This is a genomic window from Tomitella cavernea (genome assembly GCF_016599145.1).
In the GTDB taxonomy this organism is placed as follows: Bacteria; Actinomycetota; Actinomycetes; order Mycobacteriales; family Mycobacteriaceae; genus Tomitella; species Tomitella cavernae.
The window spans coordinates 25,513-45,266 of the sequence record NZ_JAENKO010000037.1; the positions used below are offsets into that span (position 1 = coordinate 25,513).

At 70.8% G+C, this 19,754-nt stretch carries 17 protein-coding genes and 1 riboswitch; of the genes, 11 read left to right on the forward strand and 6 right to left on the reverse strand.

The genetic code is table 11. The features are described from left to right. Positions 1-74 precede the first annotated feature (74 nt). The 3 genes from JJ683_RS13085 to JJ683_RS13095 all read right to left on the reverse strand — a co-directional run bounded on the left by JJ683_RS13085 (position 75) and on the right by JJ683_RS13095 (position 2,855). On the reverse strand, positions 75-1,739 hold the full coding sequence (locus tag JJ683_RS13085) for an ABC-F family ATP-binding cassette domain-containing protein (RefSeq protein WP_200174719.1): 1,665 nt from the start codon (positions 1,737-1,739) through the stop codon (positions 75-77). A gap of 31 nt (positions 1,740-1,770) precedes the next feature. After that, on the reverse strand, positions 1,771-2,235 hold the full coding sequence (locus tag JJ683_RS13090; RefSeq protein WP_200174720.1) for a tRNA (cytidine(34)-2'-O)-methyltransferase: 465 nt from the start codon (positions 2,233-2,235) through the stop codon (positions 1,771-1,773). Positions 2,236-2,453: 218 nt separating this feature from the next. Beyond that, positions 2,454-2,855: a hypothetical protein gene (locus JJ683_RS13095; protein ID WP_200174721.1), complete on the reverse strand. Its 402-nt coding sequence runs from the start codon at positions 2,853-2,855 to the stop codon at positions 2,454-2,456. 486 nt (positions 2,856-3,341) lie between these two features. Between JJ683_RS13095 and JJ683_RS13100 the strand changes: the two genes are divergently transcribed. From JJ683_RS13100 to JJ683_RS19145, 3 genes are all read left to right on the forward strand, one after another. Next, complete coding sequence (locus JJ683_RS13100) at positions 3,342-4,391, forward strand: Rv1352/Rv1906c domain-containing protein (RefSeq protein WP_200174722.1); 1,050 nt, start codon at positions 3,342-3,344, stop codon at positions 4,389-4,391. A gap of 318 nt (positions 4,392-4,709) precedes the next feature. After that, complete coding sequence (locus JJ683_RS13105) at positions 4,710-5,561, forward strand: bifunctional methylenetetrahydrofolate dehydrogenase/methenyltetrahydrofolate cyclohydrolase (protein WP_200174723.1); 852 nt, start codon at positions 4,710-4,712, stop codon at positions 5,559-5,561. Positions 5,562-5,605: 44 nt separating this feature from the next. Beyond that, positions 5,606-5,971: a DUF3017 domain-containing protein gene (locus JJ683_RS19145; protein WP_200174724.1), complete on the forward strand. Its 366-nt coding sequence runs from the start codon at positions 5,606-5,608 to the stop codon at positions 5,969-5,971. Positions 5,972-6,074: 103 nt separating this feature from the next. Here the strand turns inward: JJ683_RS19145 and metX are convergent, their stop codons facing one another. Together metX and JJ683_RS13120 are read right to left on the reverse strand one after the other, a co-directional pair. After that, complete coding sequence (metX, locus tag JJ683_RS13115) at positions 6,075-7,220, reverse strand: homoserine O-acetyltransferase MetX (protein WP_200174725.1); 1,146 nt, start codon at positions 7,218-7,220, stop codon at positions 6,075-6,077. Positions 7,221-7,222: 2 nt separating this feature from the next. After that, positions 7,223-8,545 (reverse strand): bifunctional o-acetylhomoserine/o-acetylserine sulfhydrylase, encoded by a 1,323-nt coding sequence (locus JJ683_RS13120; RefSeq protein WP_200174727.1) that lies wholly within the window; start codon positions 8,543-8,545, stop codon positions 7,223-7,225. Positions 8,546-8,955: 410 nt separating this feature from the next. Beyond that, positions 8,956-9,076: riboswitch (SAM riboswitch) on the reverse strand. Positions 9,077-9,465: 389 nt separating this feature from the next. Here JJ683_RS13120 and JJ683_RS13125 point away from each other — a divergent pair. The 5 genes from JJ683_RS13125 (at position 9,466) to JJ683_RS13145 (ending at position 13,912) form a co-directional block, all read left to right on the forward strand. Then, the gene (locus JJ683_RS13125) at positions 9,466-10,689 is read left to right on the forward strand and encodes an NADP-dependent isocitrate dehydrogenase (RefSeq protein ID WP_200174728.1); all 1,224 of its coding nucleotides are present in this window, start codon (positions 9,466-9,468) and stop codon (positions 10,687-10,689) included. A 205-nt stretch (positions 10,690-10,894) separates the two neighbouring features. After that, the gene (locus JJ683_RS13130) at positions 10,895-12,103 is read left to right on the forward strand and encodes an MFS transporter (protein WP_372435297.1); all 1,209 of its coding nucleotides are present in this window, start codon (positions 10,895-10,897) and stop codon (positions 12,101-12,103) included. 10 nt (positions 12,104-12,113) lie between these two features. Further along, positions 12,114-12,926, forward strand: a complete 813-nt coding sequence (locus JJ683_RS13135) for an exodeoxyribonuclease III (RefSeq protein ID WP_200174729.1) — start codon at positions 12,114-12,116, stop codon at positions 12,924-12,926. Positions 12,927-12,996: 70 nt separating this feature from the next. Further along, on the forward strand, positions 12,997-13,401 hold the full coding sequence (locus JJ683_RS13140; RefSeq protein ID WP_372435298.1) for a guanyl-specific ribonuclease: 405 nt from the start codon (positions 12,997-12,999) through the stop codon (positions 13,399-13,401). A 31-nt stretch (positions 13,402-13,432) separates the two neighbouring features. Beyond that, complete coding sequence (locus tag JJ683_RS13145; protein ID WP_200174731.1) at positions 13,433-13,912, forward strand: barstar family protein; 480 nt, start codon at positions 13,433-13,435, stop codon at positions 13,910-13,912. A gap of 58 nt (positions 13,913-13,970) precedes the next feature. Here JJ683_RS13145 and JJ683_RS13150 read toward each other — a convergent pair whose 3' ends face one another. After that, a complete protein-coding gene (locus JJ683_RS13150; RefSeq protein WP_200174733.1) occupies positions 13,971-14,399 on the reverse strand; it encodes a CBS domain-containing protein in 429 nt (142 codons plus the stop codon). A gap of 136 nt (positions 14,400-14,535) precedes the next feature. Here JJ683_RS13150 and trpS point away from each other — a divergent pair, with 136 nt between their 5' ends. The 3 genes from trpS (at position 14,536) to JJ683_RS13165 (ending at position 19,670) form a co-directional block, all read left to right on the forward strand. Beyond that, positions 14,536-15,597: a tryptophan--tRNA ligase gene (gene trpS, locus JJ683_RS13155; protein WP_200174734.1), complete on the forward strand. Its 1,062-nt coding sequence runs from the start codon at positions 14,536-14,538 to the stop codon at positions 15,595-15,597. Positions 15,598-15,623: 26 nt separating this feature from the next. After that, positions 15,624-16,682, forward strand: a complete 1,059-nt coding sequence (yhjD, locus tag JJ683_RS13160) for an inner membrane protein YhjD (RefSeq protein WP_200174735.1) — start codon at positions 15,624-15,626, stop codon at positions 16,680-16,682. A gap of 93 nt (positions 16,683-16,775) precedes the next feature. Beyond that, on the forward strand, positions 16,776-19,670 hold the full coding sequence (locus JJ683_RS13165) for an FAD-binding and (Fe-S)-binding domain-containing protein (protein WP_200174736.1): 2,895 nt from the start codon (positions 16,776-16,778) through the stop codon (positions 19,668-19,670). Positions 19,671-19,754 lie beyond the last annotated feature (84 nt).

A 19,754-nucleotide genomic window follows, 5' to 3' on the forward strand; every position in this document is an offset into this window, starting at 1 on the left:
AACAATAACCCGACGGGTTTGCTCGATGGCGCGTCGACGTCCAGGCCCGCGCCGGGGCAGCGCCGCCCGCGCCGTCAGGCTTCGCGCACCCGGCCGTCCGCGACCTGCCAGCGGGCGGTGGCGTGCACCGCGTCGAGCATCCGCCTATCATGCGTGACCAGCAGCAGCGTGCCCTCGTAGGCATCCAGGGCCTGCTCGAGCTGCTCGATCGCGGGCAGGTCCAGGTGGTTGGTGGGCTCGTCGAGCACCAGCAGGTTGACCCCGCGCGCCTGCAGCAGTGCCAGCGCGGCGCGGGTGCGCTCGCCGGGCGACAGCGACGCGGCCGCGCGGCCCACGTGCGCGGCGCGCAAGCCGAACTTGGCCAGCAGCGTCCGCACGTCCGCGTCGGGCCACTCGGGCACCTGCGCGCCGAACGCCTCCGCCAGCGGGTGCGGCCCTGTGAACGCGCCGCGGGCCTGGTCGATCTCGCCCACCCGCACGCCCGCGCCGAGCGCAGCGCTGCCCTCGTCGGGCGCGGCCGTACCCAGCAGCAGGGCCAGCAGCGTCGACTTGCCCGCCCCGTTGGCGCCGGTGATGACGATGCGGTCGCCCTGCTCCACCTGCACCGTCACCGGTCCCAGGGTGAAGTCGCCGCGGCGCACGACGGCGCCCGAGGCGGTGGCGACGACGGTGCCGCTGCGCGGCGCGGGCGCGATGGTCATGCGCAGCTCCCACTCCTTGCGCGGCTCCTCCACCGCCTCGAGCCGCTCGATCGCCCGCTGCGTCTGCCGCGCCTTGGCCGCCTGCTTCTCGGACGACTCGGCGCGGAGCCGACGACCCATCTTGTCGCTGTCGCCGGCCTTGCGGCGCGCGTTGCGCACGCCCTGCGACAGCCAGTTGCGCTGCATCTGCGCCCGGTCCTCGAGCCGGGAGCGGGTGTCCGCGTACGCGTCGTAGGCCTCGCGGGCGTGGCGGCGCGCCACCGCCCGTTCCGCCAGGTACGCCTCGTAGCCGCCGTCGTAGACGTCCACCGACTGCTGGGCCAGGTCCAGCTCCACCACCCGGGTGACGGTGCGCGCCAGGAACTCCCGGTCGTGGCTCACCACCACCAGGCCCACCCGGGCGTCGGCGACGAACCGTTCGAGCAGCGCCAGGCCGTCCAGGTCGAGGTCGTTGGTCGGCTCGTCGAGCAGCAGCAGGTCGTAGCGGGAGAGCAGCAGCGCCGCCAGCGCCGCGCGCGCCGCCTGGCCGCCGGACAGTCCCGTCATCGGGGCGTCGAGCGGGTCGGCGTCGCCGGTCGGGGCCCGCAGGCCCAGGTCGGCGGCGACGGCCGCGGCGCGCTCGGGCAGGTCGGCGCCGCCCAGCGCAAGCCAGCGCTCCAAGGCGGGGGTGTAGCGGTCCTCGCCGCCGCCGTCGGCCAGCGACTCGGCGGCGGCATTCATGGCCTCCTCGGCCTCGGCGACGCCCGTGCGGCGCGCGATGAAGCCGAGCACCGTCTCGCCCGGGCGGCGTTCGTGCTCCTGCGCGAGGTGGCCGACGGTCGCGCCGGGAGGGGTCAGCATGACGGCGCTGGCTTCCGTGCCTGCGTTGCAGGTCCGAGTGGCCGCGGCGAGCATCCGCAGCAGCGTCGACTTGCCCGCCCCGTTGGCGCCGACGAGCCCCACCACGTCGCCGGGGCCCACCGTCAGGTCGAGGCCGGAGAACAGGGTGCGGTCGCCATGCGCGGCGGAGAGGCCGGTGGCCTGCAGGAGTGCGCTCACACGGACAAGTATGACCGTGCGGGTCGACGGTTCAGACGCCGCCGGGATAGCCCAGCTGCCGCCACGCCTCGTAACAGGCGACGGCCGCCGAGTTCGACAGGTTCATCGACCGGCGCCCGGGGATCATGGGGATGCGGACGTGCGCGGTGACATGCGGATCATCGAGCACCTCCTGCGGAAGGCCTGTCGTCTCCGACCCGAACAGCAGCACGTCGCCGTCGCGGTACTCGATCTGCGCGAACGAGGTGGAGGTGTGGGTGGTGAACGCGAAGACCCGCCCCGGGGCGACCGCCGCCCACGCCGACTCCACGTCGGGGTGCACGAACACCCGGGCCAGGTCGTGGTAGTCGAGCCCGGCCCGGCGCACATGCTTGTCCGACAGGTCGAACCCCATCGGCTCTACCAGGTGCAGCTCCGCCCCGGTACCGGCGACCATGCGGATGGCGTTGCCGGTGTTCGGCGGGATGAGCGGCTGGTGGAACATCACTTTGAGCACGGCGTACAGGATGCCACTCGGGTCGGCGGGGTTGCTCGGTGTCGCGCTCGAAGTTCAAGCGTGGTTGGCGCGGGACTTCCGTCGCGCCCGAACTTCGGGCGCGAAGTCACGTGGCGCCCGCAGTTGCCGCATTCGGTGCGTAGTTACGAACCTGACCCGGCAACTACGGGCGCGACGCGGCGCGGCCTTCGAACCTCGAGCGCCTCAGTCATGCGAGACTATTCCGCGCAGAACTCGTCGACTGCATCTATCTTCTGGGTTAACTCGTTAAATTGCGCGTTCAGGTCGGCCAGGCATTCGCGACTAACCGCTATGCTGCATTCCGCAGAATCAAATATGGCAACGAATTGACGCCCGACGTCCGTCAGTGAATGTGACAATGTTTGCGTTGTCACATTGTGCGAGGTGTCATCATGCAGTTCGCCCAGTCGGCAGTATTTATCGAGTTTATCATTCCAGAATGAATCGCGGTTCCTGCTGCCCTGGGGGAAAGTTCCCGTGGTCGACAGGATTGCATCACGAGTATAATTTAATTCTGAAACAACTTCACAATCCGCGTCGTTAGCGAGGTGCGTGGATTCTACACCCGAACAGGCCGTGCACGACACTGCGATCAGCACTGCCGCGGCACCTCGAGCCGCCGATGGGAACAGAGCCATCAACACTCCCCTGAAAAGATCGGTCCGCCCCTTCGAAGCGGAACGCCGGCAATGAATCTAATGGCCGGGGTCAGCGTGAAACAAATCCGAGGAAGGCACCCGGATTCCGAAAGCGCTGACGCGGTAGTGGAGCTCGACTGCGTGGACCCGTCGCCGGGCCCGTGTTCCGGAAGATCATCGTCGCTGGTGATCCCTCACGGTTCGAAGAAGCCGGGCGACTATCCGGCGCTCCGGTACCGAGTCCGCCGATGCCGGATCGTCGCCGCCGCCCGCGCGTCGTCTCCGTCGCCTCGTTCGTGCCGGAGCTTCCGACGACAAGCGTAGATCCACGAATCGGCCGCAGGAGCTTCTGTGTGAAGCGGCGGTGATGAAAAGGCTTCGGGCCCAGAGCGGCGCGGCTCGGACTACGGTCGTCATACCTGCCGAGACGCTCCAGAAAGGCCAGCGATGTCCGTGCCGCCGCAGACGCCGCCCGATCCCGAGCACCCGTACGGTGACGGCCCGCCGGGCGACGACACCCCCATCGCGTATTCGCAGACCCCGTACGGCCATCCCGGATACGCCCACGACGATCCCACGCAGCAGATCCCGCTGCAGCGGCCCTACCCGCAGGACCAGGGCTATCCGCTGGAGCAGGCATACGGCTATCGCTATGCCGCGCCGCCTCCGCCCCCGCCGCCGAAGAAGCAGTGGCCGTGGGTGGTCGGCGCCGTCGCGGTGCTGGCGGTGGCGGCTCTCATCGTGGCGCTCGTGGTGGTGCTGATCGGCGACCGCGACACAGCCGAGAATGCCGGCGCCGTCACTGCACCCGCCCCGGCCACCAGCGAAGCCTCCGCTCCGGACACAGGGACGGTTCCGACCACGGCAGAGGCCCCGACGCCCAGCGTGGACACCGGCGTGCTGCCCACGAGCGGAATCTTCAAGGTGGGTTCCGACATCCAGCCCGGCGAGTACGCCGTGTCACCGGCCGACGGTGCGTCGGGCTACTGGGAGCGGCTGTCGTGCACCACCGGCGCGTTCGAGTGCATCATCGCCAACGACAACGTTTCCGGGCCCGGCTATCTCACGATCCTGCCCGGCGATGTGGCCGTGCGCGTCGAACGTCTGCGGCTGGTGCCCACCGGTGCGGCCCCCGCCACGGCCCCGCCGGCGACTACCCCGCCTCCCGCGCGCAGCGGCGATCTGCCCACTGACGGCCAAGGTTTCGTCGGCCGCGCGTCGGCGCGCTGCAACTCCGACGACCCGGCCGTCGTGGCCGCCCGTACCGGCGGGTCGCTGGTGGTGATCTGCCGGACGGGCGTCGGTCGCTTCTACTACAAGGGCGTGCGGCTGGAGGACGGCGCGGCGATCGAGATCGATGACCCGGTGCCCTCGGGTTCCGGCTTCACCGCGACGAACGACGGGGTGCAGTACGCGATCAGCCCCGGCGCCCTCGTCATCACGCAGGGACCGACGCGGCTCGCCGACGAGAAAGTGCTGCAGTACCGGGCGCGGTGACCACTCCGGCTTCGGTGTCGCGTGCGAAGTTCGGGCGGGGCGGGCCCCGTTCTTCAGTGACGTTCGAACTTCGAGCACAGTGTGGATTTCGCGCCCGAAGTTCGAGCGCGACATCAGGTGACGCCCGCAGTTGCCGCATGTGGTCCGTAACTACGGACCGGACCCGGCAACTGCGGGCGCGACGAGGTTTCGCCTTTGAACTTCGAGCGCGACGTCAGGGTCGCGTTCGAACTTCGAGCGCGAAGTCGGTCACCCATGTCCGCCACGCCCGCCCGGACCGCCCCGGCGGGCCGGGCGCGGACCTGCCAGAATGGCATGGTGACTGCGACGACTCTCGACGGCAAGCTGACCCGCGACGAACTCTTCGCCGACCTCACCACCCGGGTGGCGGCGCTGGCGGCGAAGGGCATCACGCCCGGCCTGGGCACGATCCTCGTGGGGGACGACCCGGGCTCGCACACCTATGTGCGCGGTAAGCACAACGACTGCGCCAAGGTGGGCATCACCTCGCTGCGCCGGGATCTGCCGGCCGACGTCACCCGCGCGCAGCTGCTGGACACCATCGCCGAGCTCAACGCGAACCCCGAGTGCACCGGCTACATCGTGCAGCTGCCCCTGCCGGAACACCTCGACGAGAACGAGGCGCTGGAGGCGGTGGATCCGGACAAGGACGCCGACGGCCTGCACCCGACGAATCTCGGCCGCCTGGTGCTGGGCAAGGAGGCTCCGCTGCCGTGCACCCCGCGGGGGATCCTGCATCTGCTCCGCCGCTACGAGGTGCCGATCGCCGGCGCCCACGTGGTGGTCGTCGGCCGCGGGGTCACCGTGGGCCGACCGATCGGGCTGCTGTTCACCCGGCGCACCGAGAACGCCACGGTCACCCTCTGCCACACGGGCACGAAGGACCTGGCGGCCGAGGTACGGCGCGCGGATATCGTCATCGCCGCCGCCGGGAGGCCTGGACTCGTCACCGCCGACATGGTCAAGCCGGGCGCCGCGGTGCTCGACGTGGGGGTCACGCGCACGGACGCCGGCCTGGTGGGCGACGTCGACAAGGGCGTGTGGGAGGTGGCCGGTCACGTGTCGCCGAACCCGGGCGGCGTCGGCCCGCTCACCCGGGCCTTCCTGCTGCAGAATGTGGTCGAGCGTGCCGAACGGGACGCAGGGTAGGCCGACGACGAAGGCCGGGTCGGGAACACAGTAGGGGACAGCTGATGAGCAACGCGGGCGACGGGGGAGGTCCGGGAGCGGGCAAGGCCGTGCCCAGCCGCATCGCCGCGCCCACGGGTCCGCCGACGACGCTCCTCTACCGGCTGCGCACCATCCACCTGCCGCTGATCCTCATCGCCTGCGGGCTGTTCGCGGCGATGGTGCTCGTGGCGATGGACCGGTGGCGCCGCGGCACTGTACTGTTCGGCCTGGTCACCTTGATAGCGGCGGCGGTGCGCCTGGTGCTCTCGCCGGAGCGGGTGGGGGTGCTGGCCGTGCGCAGCCGGGCCTTCGATGTGGCCACGTTGGCCGCGTTCGGCGGCCTGATCATCTGGCTGGGCCTGTCGATCGAGTCGCTGGGCACCGGGTAGCCGGGCGGCCGTCACCCGGCGGGGCCGCACGGAATCCCGGCGGGCCGTACTGAGTCCTGGCGGGCCGCACGGGGTCCTGGCCGGGGGAGCACAGGATTCCGCGTCAGCGCCGCGCGGCGGCCGCCTTGCGCGCCAGTTCCATCGTTTTGCCGATGGCGGCGTCGACCGCGTCGAATTCGATGAGGAACGCGTCGTGCCCGTAGCGGCTCTCGTACTGCAGGAACTCGACGCATCCGGCCAGGTGCTCGGCGATCTCCGCCTGTAGCCGGAGGGGGTAGAGCCGGTCGGAGTCCCAGCCGGCGACGATGGTGGGGACCGTGCAGCCGGCCAGCGCCGCCTGCACGCCGCCGCGGTCGCGGCCCACGTCGTGCCGGTTGAGCGATTCGGTGAGGATCACGTAGCTGCCGGGGTCGAAGCGCCCGACGAACTTGTCCGCCTGGTATTCCAGGTAGCTCTGCACCGCGTAGCGGCCGTCCTTGAGCGGGTCCTCGTCCATCTGGCCAGCGTTGGCGAAGCGCTCGTCCAGCTCGAACTCGGTGCGGTAGGTCAGGTGGGCGAACCGTCGCGCCAGCTTGAGGCCGGTGTCGGGCCGGAGGCTGGTGCCGTAGAAGTCGCCGCCCTGCCAGTCGGGGTCGCGGCGGATCGCCTCGAGCTGGGTGGTCTGCGTGCCGATCTGGTCCGCCGTGGCGCGCGCGCCCACGGCGAGGATCAGCGCGGAGTCGACCTGTTCGGGATAGGTGACCTCCCACTCGAGCGCGCGGGCGCCGCCCATCGACCCGCCCATCACGGAGGCGACGCGGTCGATGCCGAGTTCTTCGAGCGCGCGGGACTCGGCGCGCACTTGGTCGCGGATGGACAGGTACGGGAAGCGTGAGCCCCACGGGCGCCCGTCCGGCGCGGGGGACGACGGCCCGGTGCTGCCGTTGCAGCCGCCGAGCGAGTTGGTGGTGATCACGCACCACTCGTCGGTGTCGAGGGCCAGCCCCGGACCGATCAGGCCATTCCACCAGCCCGGCGACGCGTGCCGCTCGTCGGCGGGGCCGGCGGCGTGCGTGTCTCCGGTGAGCGCGTGGAGCGCGAGCACCACGTTGTCACGCGCGGCGTTGAGTGCGCCCCACCGCTGAAACGCGATGGTGACTTGGGGGAGCCGGATTCCGCAGTCGAGGACCAGCGGTCCTATCTCGACGGCGCCCGACTGCCCGTCCGGCCACGCGAGCGACGCCGGACGGGCAGGGTGGACCGTGCTCATGGTCAAGATGCTGCCGCCTCCGCGAAGCCGGTCGCCAGGTCCGCGAGGATGTCGTCGATGCCCTCGATGCCCACGCACAGGCGCACCTGGCCGGCGTAGACGCCGGCAGCCTCGCGCTCGGCCTCGGAGAGCTGCTGGTGCGTGGTGGACCACGGGTGGACCACCAGCGAGCGGACGTCGCCCATGTTGGCCACGTGGCTGTGCAGGGTGAGCGCGTCGATGAAGGCGCGCGCGGCCTTCTCGCCGCCGGCGATGTTGAAGGTGAGCACGGCGCCGGTGCCGCGGGGCAGCAGCTTCTTGGCGCGCTCGTGCCACTGCGACGAGGCGAGGCCGGCGTAGGAGACCGATTCGACCTCGCCGCGTGCCTCGAGGAACTCGGCGACGCGCTGCGCGTTGGCCACGTGCCGTTCGATGCGCAGGCTCAGCGTCTCCAGGCCCTGCGCTGTGAGGAACGCGTTGAATGGCGAGGGGGCGTTGCCCATGTCGCGGAGCAGCTGCACGCGCGCCTTGAGAGCGAACGCGGGCGCGCCGAGGTCCGCGTAGACGACGCCGTGGTAGCTCTCGTCCGGCTCGGTGAATCCGGGGAAGCGAGGCGTGCCGTCGGACTGCTTGACGGTCCAGTCGAAGTTGCCGCCGTCGACGAGGACGCCGTTGATCGTGGTGCCGTGGCCGCCGAGGTACTTGGTGGCAGAGTGTACGACCACGTTGGCGCCGTGCTCGAGCGGGTTGAGCAGGTAGGGGGTGGCGATCGTGTTGTCGACGATCAGCGGCACGCCGGCCTCCTGCGCCACACCGGAGATGCCGGGCAGGTCGAGGACGTCGCCGCGCGGGTTACCGATGGTCTCACCGAACAGCGCCTTGGTGTTGGGCTTGACGGCGGCGCGCCACTGCGCGATGTCGTCGGGGTCGTCGACGAAGCTCACGTCCACGCCGATCTTGCGCAGCGTGTAGTGGAACAGGTTGAACGTGCCGCCGTAGATGTGCGGGCTGGACACGATGTGGTCTCCGGCGCCGGCGATGTTGAGCAGCGCGTACATGGTGGCGGACTGGCCGGAGGACAGCAGCAGCCCCGCCACGCCGCCCTCGAGCGCGGCGATGCGCTGCTCGACCGCGTCGACGGTGGGGTTCATGATGCGGGTGTAGATGTTGCCGGGCTCTGCCAGCGAGAACAGCGCCTCGGCGTGGTCGGTGCTGTCGAACTGGTACGACGTGGTCTGGTAGATCGGCAGCGCCGTCGCCTTGGTCGTCGGGTCCGGGGTGTAGCCGGTGTGGACCTGCTTGGTCTCGAACGACCAGTTGGCGGTGGGATCGGTGTTCTCTGTCATCGCTGTGCTCCAGGGGCTGGTCGCCGCGCGCCCCGGTGGGCGTGCGCGACGGAGGGCGGATGGCTCCGGCCGGTCCGGGCGTGTGCCCGCGCGGTGCGCTCCATGGTCCGGTGGTGCTGTGGTCCGATGGTGCGCGGCGCCGCGACGGAGGTCGAACGCTTCCCGTCGCGGTGCGTGCGCGGGCCTCGCCGGCGAGCGCGGGCGAAGCCGTCGGGCAGGGTGCATCGCGTCGCGACGCCGGGCGTGGCCCGGGCTGGCGGCGGCGATGCGGGCATCGGTACTTCCGTCAGCTACGACAACACATGTGTGAACCTCCGTTGGGGCTTACCCCTTTTCTGTGGGCCCGCCCCAGCGGGCCCGCGCTTGTCGTCCGCAACGGTCGCCTGCCCGGCGGGAGTCACGCCTGCGCGGGGGCCTGCGTGCCGTAGAGGGAAGGCGACCACGGACGACCTGGTCATCACCCGGGGCACCCCACCGCGGTTGGAGGGTTGCCGGCCAGCAAGCCGGGGCTTGACGCTGACGCTCATGACCTGACCCGATCTTAGCCGCATACGCCCCTGCGGTTTCAACTGGTCGGTTCCGGCGGGTTCGCGGAGCCGGACCGGTTGTAGTCACCGGGACCTGAAGGGGTGCGGGGCGCGGGCTATCGAGTACGCTCGTACTGCAGAGCGCGGGGCGCGCGCGGCCGGGTGCCGCGACCGTGCCCGCCATCCCGGTTCCCGATGCGGATTTCGTCACCACGTCACCACATCTGTGACCCGGGGTACTAATCTGCACCATGACGGAGTATGTCAGTACGGCCGGTGTCCGAGGGGCACGTGCGCCGCGCGGTCGCCCTGCAGCCGGCCGACGGGCGTGCATCCACAAGATGGGCCGCGCTGCGCGAGTTGAACAGGCTTGTCTAGGAGGACGCGGACCACATGTCCAAGATCAAGGTCGAGGGAACCGTCGTCGAGCTCGATGGCGACGAGATGACCCGCATCATCTGGCAGTTCATCAAAGACAAGCTGATCCATCCGTACCTGGATGTGAATCTGGAGTATTACGACCTGGGCGTCGAGCACCGCGACGCGACGGACGACCAGGTCACCGTCGACGCGGCCAACGCCATCAAGAAGCACGGCGCCGGCGTCAAATGCGCCACCATCACGCCGGACGAGGCCCGGGTGGAGGAGTTCGGCCTCAAGAAGATGTGGCGCTCGCCCAACGGCACCATCCGCAACATCCTCGGCGGCACCATCTTCCGCGCGCCCATCATCATCTCCAACGTGCCGCGCCTGGTCCCAGGCTGGACCAAACCGGTCGTCGTGGGCCGCCATGCCTTCGGCGACCAGTACCGCGCCACCGACTTCAAGGTCCCCGGCGCCGGCACCGTCACCATCACTTACACGCCCGAGGACGGCAGCGAGCCGATCCAGCACGAGGTGTGCAAGATCCCGGAGGACGGCGGCGTCGTCATGGGGATGTACAACTACAAGAAGTCGATCCAGGACTTCGCCCGCGCGTCGCTGTCCTACGGCTTGCAGCAGAACTACCCGGTGTACTTGTCGACGAAGAACACGATCCTCAAGGCCTACGACGGCATGTTCAAGGACGAATTCCAGCGCATCTACGAGGAGGAGTTCAAGGCGGAGTTCGACGCCGCCGGGCTCACCTACGAGCACCGCCTCATCGACGACATGGTCGCCTCCGCGCTCAAGTGGGAGGGCGGCTACGTCTGGGCTTGCAAGAACTACGACGGCGACGTGCAGTCCGACACCGTCGCCCAGGGCTACGGTTCGCTGGGCTTGATGACCTCCGTGCTCATGACGCCGGACGGGCGGACGGTGGAGGCTGAGGCCGCGCACGGCACCGTTACCCGGCACTACCGCCAGCACCAGCAGGGCAAGCCCACCTCCACCAACCCCATCGCGTCGATCTTCGCGTGGACCCGGGGGCTGGAGCACCGCGGCAAGCTCGACAACACCCCCGATGTGGTGGAGTTCTGCCACCTGCTCGAGGACGTCGTCATCAAGACCGTCGAGAGCGGCAAGATGACCAAGGACCTGGCGCTGCTCGTCGGGGGCGACCAGGGCTACCTGACGACCGAGGAGTTCCTCGGGGCGCTCGACGACAACCTCAAGGCCGCGAAGGCCCGCGCCTGACGCGGCGCCGCGCGCAGCGGCGTCCGGCGGCGGATATCCGGCCGGGGTCCCATCGGGCCCCGGCCGTCGCCATGCGTGGCGCGTGTCATGCCGACGGCGGGGAATGATCGCGCGCCCGTGCCCCGTTGAGCGTGGGGGCGGGTGGCCGCCGTGCCGTTGGTGAAAAGCCATGCCGGTACTCCACGACCAGGAAGGCGGTGCCCGCATGTCCGTGCGCGTTGCGATGACGGCTCTCGCGCTCGGCGGCTTCGGCATCGGCACCACCGAGTTCGTGGCGATGGGGCTGTTGCCGCAGATCGCGGACGGCATGGGGGTGTCCGAGCCGGCGGCCGGGCACGTGATCTCCGCCTACGCCCTGGGCGTGGTGGTGGGTGCGCCGACGATCTCCGCGCTCACCGCGCGCGTGGAGCGGCGGCGCCTGCTGGTGGCGCTCATGGCCGCCTTCACGGTGGGCAACGCCGTCACCGTGCTGGCGCCGAACATGAACGTGCTGATCGCGTCGCGCTTCTTCGCGGGGCTGCCGCACGGTGCGTACTTCGGGGTCGCGTCGCTCGTGGCCGCGCGTCTGGCGGGGGCGGGCAGGAGGGCCAAGGCCGTCGCGACGGTCATGCTGGGACTGTCGGTGGCCAATGTGCTGGGCGTCCCGCTCGCCGCGGCGATGGGCCAGCAGTTGGGATGGCGCAGCGCATTCGGCCTGGTGGCGGTGATCGGGCTGGCTACGATGACGGCGCTGCTGCGCTGGGTGCCGTCCATGGCGGCAGCGCCGTCGTCGAGCCCCCGCGCCGAACTGGGGGCGCTGCGGCGGCCGCAGGTGTGGCTGACGCTGGCCGTCGGGATGGTCGGCTTCGGCGGCATGTTCGCCGTCTACACCTACATCGCGACCACCCTCACCGACGTCGCCGGCCTGTCCTCCGCGCTGGTGCCCATGGCGTTGGCGCTTTACGGCCTCGGCATGGTCGCGGGCAACCTCGTCGGCGGACGACTAGCCGACCGGGCCCTGATGCCGTCGATGTTCGCGATGCTCGCCCTCATCGCGGCCGTGATGGGCCTGTTCGTCGTGGCTGCGCACAACCCGGTGACGGTGCTCGCCGCCGTGTTCCTGGTCGGCGCCTCCGGGGCGGCGATGGTGCCGGCGCTGCAGACGCGGCTCATGGACGTGGCCGCCGACGCCCAGAACCTGGCCGCGGCGCTCAACCATTCCGCGCTCAACGTCGCAAATGCGGGCGGGGCATGGCTGGGCGGCGTCGTGATCGCCGCAGGTTTCGGGTACACCGCCCCGGCGGCGGTGGGCGCCGGGCTGGCGGTGGCCGGTCTGCTGATCCTGGCGGTGAGCGCGGCGGTGCAACGGCGCACCGACGCAGGCAAGGTGCGGGCGGACGCGGACCGGGACGACGCGCCGGTGACGGTGCATTAGCCTTCAGGGCGTGTCGAAGAGCGATCTCACCGTGAGCACCGTCAACATCAACGGCGTCCGCGCCGCCACCAAGAAGGAGCACGGGCTGCTCCACTGGCTGGCCGGTACCCGGGCGGACGTGGTCTGCCTGCAGGAGGTGCGGGCCACCGACGCGCAGCTGCACACCGCGCTGGCGCCGGCCGCCGAGGACGGTTGGCACATAGTGTCCGCCGAACCGGAGCAGAAGGGGCGCAACGGTGTGGCCATCCTGTCGAGGGTGCCCGCCGATGCGCATCGCATCGGCCACGGCGACCCCGAGTTCGCCGCGTCGGGCCGCTACATCGAGGCGGACTTCGGCGACATGACGGTGGCCAGCCTGTACCTGCCGTCCGGGGAGACCGACACCCCGCGGCAGGACGAAAAGGAACGGTTCATGGCGACGTTCGCCGAGCACATGGCGCGCACAGCGGCGGCCGGCCGGGACGCCGTGGTGTGCGGAGACTGGAACATCGCCCACACCGAGCGGGACCTGAAGAATTGGAAGGGCAACAAGAAGTCCTCGGGCTTCCTGCCGAACGAGCGCGCGTGGCTGGACGGGATGTTCGCCGAGGACACGGGCTGGGTGGACGTGATCCGCGCGTTGCACGGCGACGTCGACGGCCCCTACAGCTGGTGGTCCTACCGCGGCAAGGCCTTCGACAACGACGCGGGCTGGCGCATCGATTACCACGTCGCCACGTCCGGGCTCGCTTCGTCGGCGTCCGCAGGCGTCGTGGAGCGCGCCGAGAGCTACGACACGCGCTGGTCCGACCACGCGCCCGTCAGCGTCACCTATGCGCGCTGAGCGGCCCCCGCTGCGGCCCGCTGTGTTGCGGTCCACAACTCGGGGGCCCAGTCGCGCTGTTGCGCTGCTGGTGGCGGCCCTCGCCGTCGTCGCCGCGCTGCTTGCCGGCTGCGGCCCGGCGGCTGTGCCCGGGGACGGAGCGACGGCCGGCGCGCACGCGGTGGCCGAGGCCGGCGGCCATCCCGCGGTCCCCGGGGTCCCGGAGGCCGCCTGGCGCACCCTCGCGCTCATCGACGCGGGCGACTGGCCGGAGGCGGCCGACGCCCCGGGCACCCGGGGCGGGCAGCGCTTCGGCAACAGGGAGAAGAGGCTGCCGGGGAGCGACGCCGACGGCGATCGCATCCGGTACCGGGAATGGGACGTCAATCCGAGGAAACCTGGCCAAGGACGGGACGCGGAGCGCATAGTCACAGGGGACGAGGGTTCAGCCTGGTACACGGGCGACCACTACTCGACGTTCACGCGCATGCGTTGACGGTGGCCGCCCGCAGAAGAGGTGAGGCGCCATGACCGAGGTCGAGAAGTTCGCCGCGTCCGGCGGGCGCACGGTCGGGATCGCCCGGCCCGGCGACACCGCGGCCGGCGAGGTCATCGTGGCTCTCGAGAACGCCGGGTTCGCGGTGAATACCGTCTCGGCGGAGCACATGCACACCGTCGGCGGGGTGTTCGAGGAGTTCTCGGCCGCCCTCGAGTTCCCCGACTACTTCGGCAACAACAAGGACGCGTTCGACGAGTGCATGCGCGAGCTCGACGAGACCGTGGGGGAGGCGTCCGGGTACGCCATCGTCATCCGGCACGCGTCCGAGCTGCTGGCCGACGAGCCGGACGAGCTCGAGTGGTTCGTCGACGCGTTCCAGTTTTACGAGGAGCACTACGGTGACTCCGAGGTGGAGTTCCGGGTGCTGCTGGTGGTGGCCCCAGGCGAGTCGGACGACGTGCAGGAGCAGTGGCGCGACTTCGGCGCCGAGCCGGTGGAACTGGGCTGAGCTCCGGCGGCGCGCCGCGGTGGGATAACGCCACGGCGAGGTTCGGCCGAGCCGGGTGTCAGCCGCGGTGGATGTAGGACTCGAGGTGGTCGCGTTCGGTCTCGAGCTCGTCCATGCGGCTCTTGACCACGTCGCCGATGCTGACGATTCCGCGCAGCGCGCCGTCCACGACGACGGGCAGGTGGCGGATGCGGTGCTCGGTCATGGTGGCCGCGAGGCTGTCCACCGAGTCGCCCAATGCGCAGGTGAACACGGTGGTGGACATGATCTCGGCGATCGGCGTGCCCAGCGCGCCGGCGCCGCACTGGTGCAGCCGGCGGATGATGTCGCGCTCCGAGATCATCCCCAGCACCTCGTTGTTGAGCACCACCACCAACGCGCCCACATTGTGGCGGGCCATGTCGTCGATGACCTGACGGACGGTGACACTCGGTGCGACGGTGAGCACCGCGGTGCCCTTGGACTGCAGAACGTCTGCGATACGCATGCGGACTCCCCTGTTGAGCGTCCTCGGACGATCACACGATTCTACTGTGAGCCACGACACTTTCCCAGGGGTGCGGGCGTGGGCGCCACCTCGGCCGGGGGCGGGGGGCTGCGCGGCCCGTGAAAGTATGGGTGACATGGCAGAACCGTCCACGTCACCGGCCCCCGCGGCACCACCGGCCCCGGCGGAGGAGCGCAAGCCCCGGGTGCTCTCCGGCATCCAGCCCACCGCGGATTCGTTCCACCTCGGCAACTACCTCGGCGCGCTGCGGCAGTGGGTGCCGTTGCAGGACGAACACGACGCGTTCTACTTCATCCCCGACATGCACGCGATCACGGTCCCGCAGGATCCGAAGCTGCTGCGCAAGCGCACCCGTGTCGCCGTGGCGCAGCTGCTAGCCATCGGCATCGACCCGCAGTGCTCGACGCTGTTCGTGCAGAGCCAGGTGCCCGAGCACGCGCAGCTGGCGTGGGTGCTCAACTGCATCACCGGGTTCGGCGAGGCCAGCCGGATGACGCAGTTCAAGGACAAGTCGGCCAAGCAAGGCACGGAGAGCACCGGGGTGGGGCTGTTCACCTATCCGGTGCTCATGGCGGCGGACATCCTGCTCTACCGCTCGCATCTCGTGCCGGTGGGCGAGGATCAGCGCCAGCACCTCGAACTGACACGTGACCTGGCGCAGCGGTTCAATGCGCGGTACGGCAAGTCGTTCGTAGTGCCGGAGGCCACGATCATCAAGGAGTTCGCCAAGGTCTACGACCTGCAGGAGCCGACGAAGAAGATGAGCAAGTCCGGGGACAACCCCAAGGGCATCATCAACCTGCTCGACGACCCGAAGGTCTCCGCCAAGCGCATCAAGTCCGCGGTGACCGACACCGGCAACGAGGTGCGCTTCGACTGCGAGGAGAAGCCGGGCGTGTCGAACCTGCTGACGATCAACTCGGCGCTGTCGGGCCGCGGCATCGCAGAGCTCGAGCAGCGGTTCGCGGGCAGCGGCTACGGCGAGCTGAAGAGCGACACCGCCGAGGTCCTCACCGAGTTCGTCACGCCGCTGCGTGCCGCGGTGGACGGATACCTGGCCGACCCGGCCGAGCTCGACCGCGTGCTCTCGCACGGCGCGGAGCGGGCGCGTGCGGTAGCGTCGGGAACCCTGAAGCGCGTCTACGACAGGGTGGGCTTCCTCGCTTCGGGGGATTGACCTCCGCGGGAAAGGAGTTGAGCCGTATGGCCCGCAGCGGCACTGCGACCGGGAAGACCGACGAGGATAAGGGCCCGTCGTTCCTGGACCGGCGCCGGGCCGCGTGGCCCTGGTTCGACCACGTCATGCGGGCGGCCACCCGCTACAAGGACGAGCGAGGCGACCACTACGCCGCCGCCGTCACCTATTTCACTGTGCTGGCGCTGTTTCCGCTGCTGATGGTCGCCTTCGCGGTGGCCGGGTTCGTGCTCGCCGGCAACGCGGAGCTGCTGGACGAGCTGCGCACGCAGATCACCGACAACGTGCCGGGGTCGATGGGCGGCACCATCAACGAACTGGTCGACACGGCGATCAACTCGCGTGCGGCGGTGGGCGTGCTGGGCATCCTGGGCGCCCTCTACACGGGGCTCGGCTGGATGGCGCACCTGCGCGCCGCGCTGACCGAGCAGTGGGAGCAGACCAGCCCGCCGCCCAAGTTCCTGGCCAAGAAGGTTCACGACCTGGGCGCGCTGTGCGGGCTGGGCGCGGCGATGGCGGTCTCGCTGGGCGTGACCGCGCTGGGGTCCGGGGCGCTGGGGAAGAAGGTGCTTCAATGGCTGCACCTGGACGCCATGCCGGGGGCCGGAGTACTGCTGACGGTGGTGTCCGTCCTCATGGGCATCGCGGCCTCCTGGGTGCTGTTCACCTGGGTGATCGCCCGGTTGCCGCGTGAGCGCGTGGCGCTGCGCAGCGCGACGATGGGGGCCCTGCTGGCGGCGATCGCATTCGAGTTGTTCAAGCGCGTCGCGGTCGTGTATCTGTCGAACATCGTGCAGGGCCCGGCGGGCGCCACCTTCGGCCCCATCATCGGCATCATGGTCTTCGCCTACATCACCGCGCGGATCACCCTCTTCGCCACCGCCTTCGCGGCCACCAGTGAGGAGAGTCTGGACCTGGCGCCGGTGCCGGTGCCCGATCCCGTCGTCATCCGGCCGCGGGTGGACGAGCGCGAGCCGGGCGCGGGGATCGCCGCGCTCGCGGGCGTGAGTGTGGGTGCCGCCGCGGGCTGGGGGATCGGCCGGATGGCGCGGGGCCGCCGGCGCTGACGGGGCGGCGCTGAACGCCCGGTCCGGCCCGGCGGAACCGGCGGGGGACTACGCTCGCGGGAGACGCACGCCGCACCCGTGAAGGAGGACCCGATGGCGAGCCGGATGGACACCGTCGGCGCCTCGGCAGACGTCGTCGCCCGGCTGCGCCGCTCCACCGCGGCCGACGTACTCGACGATCCGGCCTCCCTCGCCCTCTACAGCGCCGACGCGTCGAACTACCGCCACGTGCCCACGGCCGTCGTGCTGCCCCGCGGCGAGGACGATGTGGCGGCCACCCTGGCGGCCTGCCGCGACCACGCGGTGCCGCTGACCATGCGCGGCGCGGGGACGTCGATCGCCGGAAACTGCCTGGGCGCGGGCATCGTCATGGACACCTTCCGGTATTTCGACGCGATCGAGGACATCGACACCGCCGCGGCGACGGCGGTGGTGCGGCCGGGAGTCGTCGGCGGCCGCCTGCGGGAGGCGCTCGCGCCGTCGGGTCTCGCCTTCGCGCCGGACCCGTCGACGATCTCGCGCTGCACCGTGGGCGGGATGATCGGCAACAACTCCTGCGGCTCCCACTCGGTGGCCTGGGGCAAGACCAGCGAGAACATCCGTGCTCTCGAGGTGATGCTCGCCGACGGCACGCGCCTGGATCTGGGGCCCACCACAGCGGAACAGATGGCCGCGGCCGCCGCGCGCGACGACGCGGCGGGGCGGCTGTACCGGGGCCTGGACGCGTTGACGACCGAGAACCTGGCGGTGCTGAGGACCGAGCTGGGCCGGTTCCCGCGGCAGGTCAGCGGCTACGGCCTGCACGAGCTGCTGCCGGACAACCACCGCAACCTGGCGCGGGCCCTGGTGGGCAGCGAGGGCACCTGCGCGGTGGTGCTGAGCGCCACGCTGGACCTGGTGCGGCCGCCCGCGCACCGCGCGCTGCTGGTGCTGGGGTTCGACGGGGACGTCGCATCGGCGCGGGCGGTGCCGGCGATCCTCGAACACTCTCCGCTCACGGTGGAGAGCATGGGCCGCAAGTTGTTCGCGGGCGTGCGCCTTCATGGTGCGCGCGCCACTGCCGCCGACGCGCTGCCGGACACGTCGGACTGGCTGCTGGTGGAGACCGGCGGCGCGACCGCACAGGAAGCCCGCGCGGCCGCTGAGGCGCTCGCGCGCGGCATCGGCATGCCCGTCGGTTCCGACGGGCGGGCCGTGGTGCTCACCGACCTCGCGCAGCAGAAGGTGGTGTGGTCGCTGCGGGCGGACGGCAGCGGACTGGCAGCGCGCACGGTCGACGGGGACGCGGCCTACCCGGGGTTCGAGGACGCCGCGGTACCGCCCGAGCACCTCGCCGACTACCTGACCGATTTCCGCGGACTGCTCGGCGAGTACGGCCTGAGCGGCGTCTCCTACGGTCACTACGGCGAGGGCTGCCTGCACATCCGGCTGGACGCGGATCTGTCCACGGCGCCGGGGGTGGACCGCTATCGCGCGTTCCTGTTCGACGCGGCGGACATCGTGGCGCGCTACGGCGGGTCGATCTCCGGGGAGCACGGCGACGGGCAGGCCCGGTCCGAGCTGCTGCCCCGCGCCTACAGTCCTCAGGTCATCAGCCTGTTCGAGCGGTTCAAGGGTCTGTGGGATCCGGACGGCCTGCTCAACCCGGGGATCCTCGTGCACCCCAAGAAGGTGGACGACGACGTCCGCTGGTTGGAGCTGGGCGTGCGGGAATGGGATACCGCGTACAGCTATCCCGACGACCGCGGCAGCTTCCGGCAGGCGGTGAGCCGGTGCCTGGGTATCGGCAAGTGCCGCGTGGAGCACGGCGTCGCGATGTGCCCCAGCTACCAGGTGACCCGCGATGAGAAGCACTCGACGCGGGGGCGGGCCCGCCTGCTGTTCGAGATGCTGCAGGGCGACGTGATCGACGAGGGCTGGCGCTCCCAGGAGGTGCTCGGCGCATTGGACCTGTGCCTGAGCTGCAAGGCGTGCAAGTCCGACTGCCCGGTGAACGTGGACATGGCCACCTACAAGTCGGAGTTCCTCTACCAGCACTACCGCGGGCGCCTCCGGCCGCGCGTGCACTACGCGCTGGGCCGGCTGCCGCAGTGGGCGCGCCTCGCCTCGAGGGCGCCCCGGGTGGTGAACGCGCTGTCCGGCGGCCGGCTGACAGGGGCGGCGGCCAAGCGCGTCGCGGGCATCGACGTGCGGCGGGACCTGCCGCGGTTCGCGCCGCGCACGCTGCGCCGGCAATGGCGCGACCGGGCACCGGTGCCGGTGGCCGCGCGGGGCACGGTGGTGCTGTGGCCGGACACGTTCACGAATCACCTGGATCCGGGTGTGGGCATGGCCGCGGCCGCCGTCCTCGAGGACGCGGGCTACCGGGTGGAGTTGCCCGGCGGGCCGGTGTGCTGCGGGCTCACCGCGCTGAGCACGGGGCAGCTGCCACTGGCGCGCAAGACCGTCCGCAAAAGCCTGGACGTGCTGGCGCCGTATCTGGCGGCGGGCAACCCGGTGATCGGCCTGGAGCCGAGCTGCACCGCGGCGTTGCGCAGCGAGATCACCCGGCTGCTTCCGGAGGACGACCGCGCCCGCGCGCTGTCGGGCTTGGTGCGCACCTTCGCCGAGCAGCTCGTCGACCACACGCCCGGCTGGGAGCCGCCGGCGGAACCGCAGGATGCGGTGGTGCAGACCCACTGCCACCAGTATGCGGAGCTCGGCGACGACGCCGACCGTGCGCTGATGCGCCGCGCAGGCATCCAGCAGACGGAGATGAGCCCGGGCTGCTGCGGGTTGGCCGGCAACTTCGGGTTCGAAAACGGGCACTACGAGGTGTCGATGGCGGTGGCCGAGCAGAATCTGCTGCCCGCGATCCGTGCCGCCGGCGCGGACGCCCTTGTCATCGCTGACGGGTTCAGCTGCCGCACCCAGGCGCGCGACGGCGCGGACGTGCGGGCACGCCACCTGGCGCAGGTGCTCGCGGAGCGCCTCGGAGCCGCCGGGTGACGGCGGCGCCGGGTGGCCGACGTGCCGGGTGGACTCAGCGGCGCCGGCGCAGCAGGCGGATCGCGCCGGCGGCCAGCAGCAACG

Excerpts from the sequence above, each read along its gene's own strand:
- JJ683_RS13100 (WP_200174722.1), top strand. The coding sequence starts at position 3,342 with ATGTCCGTGCCGCCGCAGACGCCGCCCGATCCCGAGCACCCGTACGGT.
- JJ683_RS19145 (WP_200174724.1), top strand. The coding sequence starts at position 5,606 with ATGAGCAACGCGGGCGACGGGGGAGGTCCGGGAGCGGGCAAGGCCGTG.
- metX (WP_200174725.1), bottom strand. The coding sequence starts at position 7,220 with ATGAGCACGGTCCACCCTGCCCGTCCGGCGTCGCTCGCGTGGCCGGAC.
- JJ683_RS13120 (WP_200174727.1), bottom strand. The coding sequence starts at position 8,545 with ATGACAGAGAACACCGATCCCACCGCCAACTGGTCGTTCGAGACCAAG.
- JJ683_RS13125 (WP_200174728.1), top strand. The coding sequence starts at position 9,466 with ATGTCCAAGATCAAGGTCGAGGGAACCGTCGTCGAGCTCGATGGCGAC.
- JJ683_RS13130 (WP_372435297.1), top strand. The coding sequence starts at position 10,895 with ATGTCCGTGCGCGTTGCGATGACGGCTCTCGCGCTCGGCGGCTTCGGC.
- JJ683_RS13145 (WP_200174731.1), top strand. The coding sequence starts at position 13,433 with ATGACCGAGGTCGAGAAGTTCGCCGCGTCCGGCGGGCGCACGGTCGGG.
- JJ683_RS13150 (WP_200174733.1), bottom strand. The coding sequence starts at position 14,399 with ATGCGTATCGCAGACGTTCTGCAGTCCAAGGGCACCGCGGTGCTCACC.
- trpS (WP_200174734.1), top strand. The coding sequence starts at position 14,536 with ATGGCAGAACCGTCCACGTCACCGGCCCCCGCGGCACCACCGGCCCCG.
- yhjD (WP_200174735.1), top strand. The coding sequence starts at position 15,624 with ATGGCCCGCAGCGGCACTGCGACCGGGAAGACCGACGAGGATAAGGGC.
- JJ683_RS13165 (WP_200174736.1), top strand. The coding sequence starts at position 16,776 with ATGGCGAGCCGGATGGACACCGTCGGCGCCTCGGCAGACGTCGTCGCC.